This is a genomic window from Stenotrophomonas sp. (genome assembly GCF_050737075.1).
In the GTDB taxonomy this organism is placed as follows: Bacteria; Pseudomonadota; Gammaproteobacteria; order Xanthomonadales; family Xanthomonadaceae; genus Stenotrophomonas.
On the sequence record NZ_JBOHXV010000128.1, the window covers coordinates 1 to 11,179 of the forward strand.

10 protein-coding genes and 1 pseudogene are annotated in these 11,179 nt (G+C 67.2%); 7 read left to right on the plus strand and 4 right to left on the minus strand.

Annotation, left to right across the window (positions count from 1 at the left end):
- From ACREPD_RS20410 to ACREPD_RS20425, 4 genes and pseudogenes are all read right to left on the minus strand, one after another.
- A pseudogene (locus ACREPD_RS20410) lies at positions 1–228 on the minus strand (geranyl transferase); the annotation flags it as partial.
- The gene (locus ACREPD_RS20415; protein WP_431601000.1) at positions 218–478 is read right to left on the minus strand and encodes an exodeoxyribonuclease VII small subunit; all 261 of its coding nucleotides are present in this window, start codon (positions 476–478) and stop codon (positions 218–220) included. The pseudogene ACREPD_RS20410 and the gene ACREPD_RS20415, both read right to left, overlap by 11 nt.
- 36 nt (positions 479–514) lie before the next feature.
- Positions 515–1,813: a tRNA lysidine(34) synthetase TilS gene (tilS, locus tag ACREPD_RS20420; protein ID WP_431601009.1), complete on the minus strand. Its 1,299-nt coding sequence runs from the start codon at positions 1,811–1,813 to the stop codon at positions 515–517.
- A gap of 87 nt (positions 1,814–1,900) precedes the next feature.
- Positions 1,901–3,613 carry an alkaline phosphatase gene (locus ACREPD_RS20425; protein WP_431601001.1) on the minus strand — a complete coding sequence of 571 codons (1,713 nt, stop codon included), beginning with the start codon at positions 3,611–3,613 and terminating at the stop codon, positions 1,901–1,903.
- Between the two features lie 149 nt (positions 3,614–3,762).
- Here ACREPD_RS20425 and ACREPD_RS20430 point away from each other — a divergent pair, with 149 nt between their 5' ends.
- From ACREPD_RS20430 to ACREPD_RS20460, 7 genes are all read left to right on the plus strand, one after another.
- Positions 3,763–5,091 (plus strand): dicarboxylate/amino acid:cation symporter, encoded by a 1,329-nt coding sequence (locus ACREPD_RS20430; RefSeq protein ID WP_431601002.1) that lies wholly within the window; start codon positions 3,763–3,765, stop codon positions 5,089–5,091.
- A 304-nt stretch (positions 5,092–5,395) separates the two neighbouring features.
- Positions 5,396–5,926, plus strand: a complete 531-nt coding sequence (locus ACREPD_RS20435) for a hypothetical protein (protein ID WP_431601003.1) — start codon at positions 5,396–5,398, stop codon at positions 5,924–5,926.
- Positions 5,923–6,561: a hypothetical protein gene (locus ACREPD_RS20440; RefSeq protein ID WP_431601004.1), complete on the plus strand. Its 639-nt coding sequence runs from the start codon at positions 5,923–5,925 to the stop codon at positions 6,559–6,561. The genes ACREPD_RS20435 and ACREPD_RS20440 overlap by 4 nt, the downstream gene beginning before the upstream one ends.
- A 43-nt stretch (positions 6,562–6,604) precedes the next feature.
- Positions 6,605–8,131, plus strand: coding sequence for an adhesin (locus ACREPD_RS20445; RefSeq protein ID WP_431601005.1), 1,527 nt, complete (start codon positions 6,605–6,607; stop codon positions 8,129–8,131).
- A gap of 137 nt (positions 8,132–8,268) precedes the next feature.
- Entirely contained in the window at positions 8,269–8,970 is a 702-nt protein-coding gene (locus ACREPD_RS20450; RefSeq protein WP_431601006.1) for a C39 family peptidase, read from the plus strand.
- An 8-nt stretch (positions 8,971–8,978) separates the two neighbouring features.
- The gene (locus ACREPD_RS20455; RefSeq protein ID WP_431601007.1) at positions 8,979–9,761 is read left to right on the plus strand and encodes a hypothetical protein; all 783 of its coding nucleotides are present in this window, start codon (positions 8,979–8,981) and stop codon (positions 9,759–9,761) included.
- Positions 9,762–9,805: 44 nt separating this feature from the next.
- Positions 9,806–11,116, plus strand: a complete 1,311-nt coding sequence (locus ACREPD_RS20460; RefSeq protein WP_431601008.1) for a transporter — start codon at positions 9,806–9,808, stop codon at positions 11,114–11,116.
- Positions 11,117–11,179 lie beyond the last annotated feature (63 nt).

Below are 11,179 nucleotides of genomic sequence, written 5' to 3' on the forward strand. Positions count from 1 at the left end.
GATCAGCTCCACCGCCATCGCCGGTGCATCCAGCGCATTCTCGTCGGCACCGAAGATCTGCCCGGCGGCATATACCAGCAGCGGACGCATGCGCTTGCCGCCGCCCAGCACCGCGTAACGCATCGCCTGGTGCAGGCGCTGCGGCGCGTGGTCGGGGGAAGGCAGGCTTGCGTCCAGCTGGCTTTCAATGCGGTCGCGCCAACGCGCGAACGTGGCCTCAACCGTCATGGCCGGGCGGGTCGAAGGGCTCGGCGGATTCCGGGCGGGCCGGGTCGCTGAGCAGGCGCACGCGCAGTTCGGCCTGTTCCAGCGCCTGCTGGCACTGGCGGTACAGGCCCACGCCGCGCTCGTAGGCGCTCAGCGATTGCTCCAGGCTCATTTCGCCGGTTTCCATCTTCTCCACCAGCTGCTCCAGTTCTTCCAGCGACTGCTCGAAGTGGGCGACCGGGGAGGCGTCAGTGGGGGTTTTTTTCGACATGCGGCAAGTGTGATGCGCCAGCCGCGAGGGGTCAATTCACGCCGCGCCCGGCGTCCAGCGCAGGCGTGCACTGTGTTCATCCAGCCACTGCTGCAGCGGCGCGGCAATCACCCGGTCGCCGGCGGCCAGCAGCGTCTCGCCCGCGTACAGCAGGGGCAGCTGACGGCGCTGCCAGGGCGGCAGCCCGGTCTGCTGCAGCAGGTCCTTCAGCGCGTGGGAATGACTGCGGCCGGGCAGCTGGATGCGCTCGCCACCGCGGCGCGCGCTGACCTGCACCGGTTCCCCCAGCCGCTTGCTGCCGACGAGCGCCAGCTCGCCGCCGTCGGGGAGCTCCAGCGGGCGCGATCCATCCCAGTGCACGCTCCAGTCCTGCGGCAGCGCCAGGGCCATCGGCAGCAGGTACAGCTCCCCGCGCCAGCGGCGGATGCGCACGCCCTGCCAGGCGAACTGTGCGTCGGCGTCGTGGGAGGCCGGCAACAGATCACGCTCGATCGCGTGCACCCCGGCCGCCGGCAGCGGCGGCTGCCCCGCGCTGCGCACCCACTGGCGCAGCAGCCGCGCACGCCGTTCGCGCGGTTGCCGTTGCAGCTTCGCGCAGTCGAGCACGCCGGGCGAGACCGTGCAGCGCCGCAGCGCGTCGTGGTCGGAGGCGTCGAGCAGGCGCTGCGCCTGCGCACTCAATTCGGCGCTGCGCGCGAACGCCGCATCCGCCTGCGGCCAGCGTTCCTGCAGCAGTGGCAGCACGCGCAGGCGCAGGAAGTTGCGGTCGGCCGCATCGCTGGCATTGCTGGGGTCTTCGATCCACTGCAGCCCGTGCGCCTCGGCATGGGCGATCAGATCGCTGCGGGGCAACTGCAGCAGCGGCCGCCAGATCGACCCAGCCGCGAACGGCGCATGCGCGCGGATGGCGGCCAGCCCATCCACGCCCGAGCCGCGCAGGGCGCGCAACAGGAACGTCTCGGCCTGGTCGTCGCGATGGTGTGCCAGTGCCAGGTGCTCGCCGTCGCGCAGCACCCGTGCGAACGCCTCGCGGCGCACATGCCGCGCGGCGGCCTCCAGCCCGGTGCCGCTGTCGCGCGGCACCGCTACCCGGACCACCTGCAACGGGATCGACCACGCCGCGCAGACCGCTTCGCAATGCGCGGCCCAGCGGTCGGCGTCGGCCTGCAGCCCATGGTGCACGTGCACCGCATGCAGCCCCGCCGCGCGTTGTACGGCGGACTGGGCCAGCCAGTGCAGCAGCACCGTGGAATCCAGTCCGCCACTGAAGCCAACCAGCACAGGGGCCGGCAGGTCGGGGGCAGGGGGCAGCGCAGTGGGCATCGAAGGGCAAATGTCAGGCAGAGGGCCAGTATCGGCCCTGCCGGCAGCCGACGCCATCACGCGGCTTCATCCGCGTGATGGGCCGGCAGGGACGCTGCATCAGTTGCCTGCGTCCTTGCGCTCGAACGCCTTGGGCGTGGGCAGCTCCACCGGCACGCCCCTGGCGTCGCAGGTGCCGGCCGCGCACAGGCGCTCGCGCAGGCGCGGGGTGGCCTGCACGATCATGTGATAGAGCGTGTTCTGCTCCATGGTGCCGCGCACCGCCTTGCTGCCCGGGCCGCGCGCCCAGATGCCGACGTCTTCGCCACCGTGGCTCTCGCTCTTCATCGGCACCAGCGCTTCCTGCATGTAATCGGGGTGCTCGGTGTCCACATGGGTCAGGTCCGGGCGGCCGGTGGCCGGGTCGAAGCTGCTCGGGTTGTGCGGGTAGGTCTTGGGACCCGCCGGCTGCTGGTTGGTGGCGCCGGTGAAGCCGGGGCCATTGGCGTAGCTGAGGGTGGTGTAGGGCAGGCCGGTGCCGTCGCGGGCCAGGTCGAGCGCGCCCGCACCGTCTTCGCCACCCTTGTCCTTCACCTTGCCCAGGATCGGGTTGCCACGCGCCGGGTAACCGACGAAGTTCAGCGTGTGCGAGTGGTCGGCGGTGACGATGATCAGCGTGTCCTGGTCGGAGGTGGCCTCCACCGCCGCGCGCACCGCGTCGGACAGCGCCACCGTATCGCTCAGTGCGCGGTACGCATTGCCGCTGTGGTTGGCGTGGTCGATGCGCGCGCCTTCCACCATCAGCACATAGCCTTCCTGGTGCTTGGCCAGATTGGCGATGGCCGCCTTGGTCAGCTCGGCCAGGCTGGGTTCGCCGGAGGGGTCGTCCTTGCGCTCGATTTCATAGCGCATGTGGTCCGGCTCGAACAGGCCGAGGATGGCCGGCGCGTTGGACGCGGCCTGCAGCTGCTTGGCGTTCCAGACGTAGGCGCCCTGCGGGTGCGCCTGCTTCCATTCGCCGACCAGGCTGCGCCCGTCCAGGCGCAGGCCGACCTTGTCGTCGTACTCGGGATCGGTCTCTTCCACCGTGGTGAACTGGGCGCGTCCGCCGCCCAGCGCGACCAGCGGGCCGCGCCCATAGCGCGAGGTGTCGAGCAGCTGCTGGGCGATGTCCTTGCAGCCCGCCGCCTTGGCGGCTTCGGGCAGGTCGGCGTCGTTTTCCCAGTTGCGCTCGGGGGAGTGCGCATAGGTCGCCGCCGGCGTGGCGTGGGTCAGGCGTGCGGTGGTGACCACGCCGGTGGCCATGCCGGCGCTGTCGGCCAGCTGCAGCCAGGTCAGCAGGCCCTTGCCCAGGCTGTCGGCGCAGTCGCTGCGGCTGCCGGCGCTGACGCCGATGGCGCCCATGTGGGTCTTCACGCCGGTGGTGATGGCGGTCATGGTGCCGGCCGAGTCGGGCGTCTGCGAATCGGTGTTGTAGGTCTTGCTGAACGCGGTGGCCGGGAAGCGCTCCCACGACAGCAGGTTCTCTTCGCCCGGGTTGCCGTTGCGCTGGCCCTCGAAGATGCGCGCGGCGGCAACGGTGGTCAGGCTCATGCCGTCGCCCAGGAACAGGATCACGTTCTTGGCCCGGCCGTCCATCGCGCCGCTGCCGGCGGCGCGGGCGGCGCCACTGCGGTACCACCACTGCGGGGTTTCACCGGCGGGATGGGCCACCGCCGGTACATCGACCTGAATGGTGCGGGCGTTGGCGCCGGACGTGGGGGCGGACGTGGCGCAGGCGCCGAGCAGCAGGGTGGTGGCAACGGCCGCCACAAGAGGCGTGAAACGGGACATGAAGGCGTGAATCTCATGAATGAAACGGGCGTTCATTATGCAGAACGCCGCAAGGCACGCCGATGACACGCTGATTTTCCCTGCGCGTCTCGTTCGGGCCGCCGGCTTGGGCTAAGGTGAGGGGCTGTCACTCTCTCCCTGGAATGCTCATGACGCTGGTGTCTGCCTGGCTGCGGATCCCGTTCTGGCAGCGCGTACTCGGCGGCTTCGTGCTCGGCGCGCTGGCCGGCTGGCTGCTCGGCCCCGCCGCCGAGGTCTGGTTCGGCCCACTGGGCGATCTGTACGTCACGCTGATCAAGATGATCGCGGTGCCGCTGGTGTTCTTCGCGGTGATCAATGCGATTTCCTCGCTGCACGGCCAGAAGTCGGTGGCGGCGCTGGGCGGGCGCACCTTCCTGTGGTTCATCATCACCGCCGCGCTCGCGGTGGGTATCGGCCTGGCGGTGGGCACGGTGATGCAGCCGGGTACCGGCGCGCTGAGCCTGAGCATGGACCACGGCTACACGCCGCGCGACGTGCCCAGCGTGGTGAAGGTGCTGATGGATGTGGTGCCGTCCAACGTGTTCTACGCCCTCAGCGGGATCGGCACCCGGGTCAACGCCGCCGGCGAGACAGTGCTGGCTGCCGGCCGGGGCTCGATCCTGCCGGTGATCTTCTTCGCCGGCCTGCTGGGTTTTGCGATGGTGAAGCTGGGCGACAAGGTCGCCGAGGCGCGCAAGCTCACCGGGCAGATGAGCGAGATCATGATCCAGGTCACCCGCTTCGTGCTCGAGATCACGCCGCTGGGTACCTTCGGCCTGATCGCCGGGCTGGTGGGCAGCTATGGCTTCGAGAAGCTGCTGCCGCTGGGCAACTTCGTGCTGGCCCTGTACGTGGCCTGCGCCCTGCACATCGTGGTGGTCTACGGCGGCCTGCTGTTGGCGCACGGCCTGAACCCGCTGAAATTCTTCCGTGGCGCCGCGCCGGGCATGCAGGTGGCCTTCGTCAGTTCGTCCAGCTTCGCGGCGATGCCGGCCGCCATGCGCTCGATCACCCACAACCTGGGCGTGAACAAGGACTACGCCTCCTTCGCGGTGCCGCTGGGTGCGAGCATCAAGATGGACGGCTGCGGCGCGATCTACCCGGCGTTGTGCGCGGTGTTCATCGCGCAGTACACCGGCGTGCCGCTCACGCCCGAACAGTATGTGGTGGTGCTGATCGCCTCGGTACTGGGCAGCTTCGGTACGGCCGGCGTGCCGGGCACGGCGGTGGTGATGGCCACGGTGGTGCTGAGCGCGGCCAACCTGCCGCTGGAAACGATCGGCTACCTGTATGCGATCGACCGCATCCTGGACATGATGCGCACCATGACCAATGTGACCGGCCAGATGCTGGTGCCGGTGCTGGTGGCGAAGGAAACCGGGCTGCTCGACCGCCAGGTCTACGACAACCCGTCCACCAATCTTGGCGTGGACGAAGGCGAAGAGCGTCCGTCTTAGGCCGAAGGGTTCTGACCTCATGCAACGGGCCGGCTGAAACCGGCCCGTCTGCGTTTGTCTGACTGCGCGCTGTGACACCTGTATCGCACGGTGTAACAGCGGTGATACACCGAACTGTAAAGCCAATGTTATCGCGGCTCCTGCACGTTGGATGCCCGTGTTCAGGTCTTGTGAACCTGCACGCGGGTGTAACACCTGCGTTGCACGGGCGCGCGCCGATGCACGCGAAAGCCCCGGAAACAGGCGCTTTCGGACTTGGCACGATTGCTGCTCCATCCCCTCCGCATGTACTCGGGAGTTCGCAATGGACAGCGTTGGTGTACGCAACAAGGGGATCGCCGCGGCGTGGCTGCTCGCGATTGCCGTAATGGCGCCGGCCGCCGTACAGGCCTCTGGCGCGCGACAAGGCGTCAAGGCCCAACCCGGTGAGATGGTGCTGCTCCGTGACGTCTCCGCACGGCCCGCCTACCGGCCCGCCCCTCCGGGCATGGCGTTGATCGCCGACCCCTCGCCCAAGCGTGAAGTGGCCGGTGCGCTTGGCACGTCGCCGGGCATGGACGAGCTGAGCGACGACGACTACGCATCGCTCGGGTCCAACACCGGTGCCGGCATGGCGCACCACCAGACCACCGTCGAGCGCGTCACCGGCAATACCGTCAGCACCAGCCTGGGCAAGGTCACCGACAACGGCGTGCTCTCCGGCAGCTCGCTCGGCCGCAGCATCGGTGGCCCGATGGGCGCGGTGGGCAACGCCACCCGCGGCATCGGCGACCAGGTGCGCGGCGCATTGGCACAGTTCCCGCTCGGTCAGCCTGCAGGTGGGCCCGGCAAATGAAGCGCACCGCTGTTCTGCTGTCGCTGGGGCTGTTGTGGGTCCTGCCGCTGCCGCTGTCTGCTCAGCAGGCCGACGACTACGCCGCCATGCTCACCTATCTCAACCACACCCGCCTTGACGGACGCGCGCTGAGCGGCGCCGACGGCGCGATGGTGGTGAACATGGCCGCCGGCGACCTCAACCAGCAGGCCAACCTGCTCGGCATCGCCAGCGGCGACAACGCGCAGATCACTGTCGATGCACGCCAGCGCATCAACAACAACCGTGTGCGCGCCGACGGCGCGCTCGACGCCAACGCCAGCATCGGCGGGCAGGCACTCCAGGGTGCAAGCGGCGTCGCCATGATCAATCAGGCCAGCGGAATCGGCAACGCGACGCTCAACGTCGTCACTGCCACGCTGGCGCAACAGGGCATACGCGAGTCGAACGACGAGGCCTTGGCCGCGTCAGGGGCGCTTGCGTCAGCAGGGGGGCAGGGCACCGCCAGCAGTGGTCGGTCCGTCGGAACCCGCAGTGTCGCCGTGGAGGACACCGCGCTGCAGGGTTTCGACGGGGTTCTGCAACTCAATCAGATCGCGGGTACCGGCAACGTCACCGCCAATCAACTGGGCATCTCGGTGCAGTCCACCCCGTGAGTAGTTCCATCCACCCGATTGTCGTGAAGAGAGAGAGGACACCATGAACACCATGAACAAGACGGTACTTGCCCTGGCCATCGCCGTTGCGGCCACCGCATCCGCCTCCGCGCAGGACAACCAGAACGCAAGCGCGTTCATCAACCACATCCACAACGTGTGGGAAACCCGCACAAACACCAATACCAACACGAACACCAACCTCAACACCGATGTTGATACCAACATCAACACGAACATCGATACCGATGTCGATACCGACATCAACACCAATATCGACACCGATATCGATACCAATATCCGCAACGACTGGGATTCGCGTACCCGCGTACGCAACAACAGCACCACCAACACCGACAGCGACACCACCACCAAGACCACGACCAAGACCTACAACGACACCAGCAACGTGAACCACACGCGCAATGTCTCGGTCAACGAAAACGTCCAGAAGAACAGCAACATCCAGGCCGACGAGCGCAAGGAAAAGAACAACCACGGCGTGGACGTGAACCTGGAGTCCGACCTGCAGGTGGGTGCGGACGTACAGTTCCGCGGCCGTCCGACCGTGTCGGGTGACCTGAACGTCGACTCGGCCGCGATCGCCATCATCGACAACCGCCAGTCGGTCACCGACAACGAAGGCTCCAACAAGCTGTTGGAGAACAACTCGTCGATCAGCGAGAACGTGGCGCAGGACGCGTCGGGCAACCTCGGCTTCAACACCGCCGCGGGTGACAACAATGCCCAGGACAACGCCGCCTCGCTGTCCGCCGCCGATGCCTCGTTCACCTTCGGCATGTCCGATGCGCAGGTGTACGTGAACCAGTACGGCTCGGGCAACACCACGCACAATGACGGCGTGGTCAACAACTCCAGCCTCAGCGGCAATGCCTTCCGCGATGCCAGCGGCAACATTGGCGTGAACAGTGCGGCGGGCAACAACAACGAGCAGAAGAACGCACTGGCCGCGTCGGTATCCACCGCCCGCATGGCCACCGCGAGCATCAGCTCGAACCAGGTCTCCACCGGCAATGACGTGTCCAACGAGGGCTACGTGAAGGCCATGCATGACACCACCCAGGTCACCCTGCGCGGCACGGTCCGTGGCGGCACGGCGGCCATTGGTCTGGGTGCCTATGCCGGTCGCGGCAACGCCTACCAGAAGGAGAACTTCTACCCGGATACCTGGAGTGGTGACACCCATCCGAGTGGCAACCAGACCGGGCACATCGACATGGACTCGCAGGCCCAGGGCGCAACCGCCAACCCGTACAACGAGGGTGCAGGTGGCATTGCCTTCGATACCGACGAGCGCGGTGTGCTCGCCTACGGTGAAGTCGGCTATGCCGATCTGCAGGCCAGCCTGAGCGGCTCGGTGCAGACCACCCGTTGGGTGGTGGAACGTGCCGAGAACAACGCCTCGCTGTCCGGCGATGCGTTCCGCGGCGCCACCGGCAACATCGGTGTGAACGTCGCTGCCGGTACCGGCAACCTGCAGGCCAACAGCCTGGCCCTCGCCGTGGCACAGCCGTCCACCGGTGCCCCGACGCCGGGTGGCGGCGAGTAAGTCTGTCCGCTTTTTCCAGCAACACACGTAGAGCGCAACAAACCCGGCCATCCGCCAATGGCCGGGTTCCCCGGGAGCCCCTGTTCCATCCTCCCCCTTTGGGGCAGGGGCTCCTTCCTTCTTCCGGAGCCATGCCGATGTGGTCGACCCGAGCCGTGTGCTGCGCGTTGTCGCTGTTGATGCTGCCGGTGGGCGCTTCGCGCGCCGGTGACGTTGCCTTCAGCGGCGTGCTGCCCAACGGCGCGGTGTTCAACCAGCGCGTGGAAAGCATGCAGGAACGGCGCTTCCGCAACGTAGTGCGGCAGAAGACCGACTACAGCTGCGGCGCGGCCGCCCTGGCCACGATCCTGCGTTATGCCTACCACCTGGACGCCGACGAGGGCACGGTGATCGAAGGCATGATGGGGGTCTCGGACCCGCAACTGGTCCACCAGCGGGGCTTTTCGCTGCTGGACATCAAGCGTTACGTGGAATCCCTGGGCATGCGTGGACGCGGTTACCGCGTCAACGAAGAGCGCCTGCGCTCGCTGCGCGTGCCTGGACTGGTGTTGATGGATGTGCGGGGCTTCCGCCATTTCGTGGTCCTCAAGCAGGTCCGCGACGACGTGGTGGACGTGGCCGACCCGATTCTGGGCAACCGCAGCCTGCCCATCAATGAATTTCTCGAGGCATGGCCGTCGCGCGCCGTGTTCGTCGTGGTCGGTAGCGACTTCGATCGCAACACCGTGTTGCTGCAGCCTGGCGAACGACCCAGTGCGCGTTCGCTGTACGCACGGCAGGGACCGATCACCGACGCGGAACTGGTGGATTTCGGTTTCACCCATGCCGATCTGTTCTAGGAGGCACCATGAATATCGCAATCTGGACGCACAGTGCATTGCTCCTTGCCCTGCTGGGGATCGCCCCGGCGCAGGCCGCCGATGCGCCGAAGTCCCAGGAGCAGGGACGACCCGGCAAGGGATTGAGTGAAATCCCCGATCCGGAACTGAACCTCATGCGTGGCCGCTACACGGTCAACGGCAATGCCGTGGCCTGGTTCGGCGTCACCATGATTTCCCAGTGGCAGGCCGGCAACCAGTCGGCGCAGAGCGCACTGACGCTCGGCATGGACTTCAGCCACAACGCCGCTACACCCAAAGTCAGCTTCACGCCGAGCGTGACCGTGACCGCCGCCGACGCGCCGCTGCCGGTCACGCCTGGCCGCAGCGTGGATTCCAGTGGCCTGCAGAATGTGGCGGGCCTTACCCAAAGCGTGCAGGTGGCCGGCGACAACAACGTGGCCAGCAATGCCACCCAGTTGAACGTACGCGAGGGCACCGCGCCGACCACCACCGAGCAGAGCGCACCGCAGGCCAGCGCGCAGCAGGGCGGTGTGAGCGCCGTGGCACAGCGCGACGGCAACAGCGCCAGCGTGCAGCTGCAGATCCAGGGCGTGGGTGCGGTCCAGCAGTGGATCCGCAACGGCAGCGTCGGCCAGAGCATCGCGATTGCCAGTGACGGCCAGTCTGTCAGCAACCGCATGCAGATCGATCTCGTCCGCCAGACCCTGGCCAGCAGTGGCTCGTTGAACCAGAACGTGGCCCAGGCGATGTCGATGGTCCGCGGGGTTGGCATGGGACCCGGCCAGTAACGTTGGCCGGGCGGGGGGAATGACACCAAACGCAGGGCAAGGAAATGCATACCTCGATACGCATGACGCCACTGGCGCTGGCGGCGCTGGCACTGATGATGTCCTCGGCGGCAGGCGCGCAGACCGCGCCGGCGACGCCGCAGGACGATGCCGACGTCAAGGCACTGATCCAGCAGCTTGAACAGCTCAAGACCAATTACGCCCAGGAAGTGCGCCGCCTGCGCGAACTGGACATGCAGGTGCAGGCCATGCAGGCCCGCCTGAACGGCAAAGCCGCCCCCATTGCGGGCGCCGCGGCCCCCGTGCCACTGCCGCCCACCAGTGCGGCCGCGCCGCCCACCGGCGACGGCTACGCCAGCAGCGCTGCTGAAGCGCAGCAGGCCAAAGAGGCCTCACGGCGCAGCGTCGACGACGTCAAACAGCAGACATCGACCCTGTTCACCCGGCGCTTCACCCTCGAAAACAGCCTCTCGTACGCGCGCTACGACCGCAAGCAGCTCACCCTCAATGGCTTCCTGGCGCTGGATGCGATCTTCCTCGGCAATATCGCCATCGAGAACGTCGAGTCCGACACCCTGACCTACAACCTGGCCGCGCGCTGGGGCGTGACGCCGCGCCTGGCATTGAACCTGGACGTGCCCTACCTGGCCCGCAAGACCGTCTTCCAGAAGGGCGGTGCCGGGGGCTCGGCAGCGGCCATTGCCCAGGAAGAGACCACCGGCAACGGCATCGGCGATGTCAGCCTGAGTGCCAACTACAAACTGTTCTCCGAACATGGCCGCTGGCCGGAAACCGTATTGACCGTCGGCGCCACCGCGCCCACCGGCCGCGAGCCCTACGGCCTCAGCTGGAAAGTGCTTGAGCGCGACGACGACGACTTCATCCGCTTCGCCGTTCCCGAACAGCAGCCCACCGGCAATGGCGTGTGGCAGGCCAACGTCGGCCTCTCGGCGGTCAAGACCGCCGACCCCGCCATCCTCTTCGCCAACCTTGGCTACATCCATTCCTTCGAGAACAGTTTCGACGACCTTGATGCCAATCCCGATACCGTCAACCCGGGTGACGTGAAGCTGGGCGGTTCCTACTACTTCGGCGCCGGCGTGGCATTCGCCTTCAACGAACGCACCAGCCTGAGCATCTCCTTCAGCGACAAGCTCAGCGCGCGCGCCTCCACCCGCTTCAAGGGCGGCCAGTGGGTCAAAATCGTCGGCAGCGACGCCAACGCCGCCACGCTCAACCTGGGCATCACCTACGCGCTCAACCAGAACACCACCATCGTGAGCCTGCTGGGCATCGGCCTGACGCCGGACTCGCCGGACTTCACGCTGGCATTCCAGGTCCCGTACATTCTTTGAGCGCGCGCGCTCAAAGAATGTCCACGCATTCCTCCTAAACCCCGCGCCTGCGGCGCGCCCCCG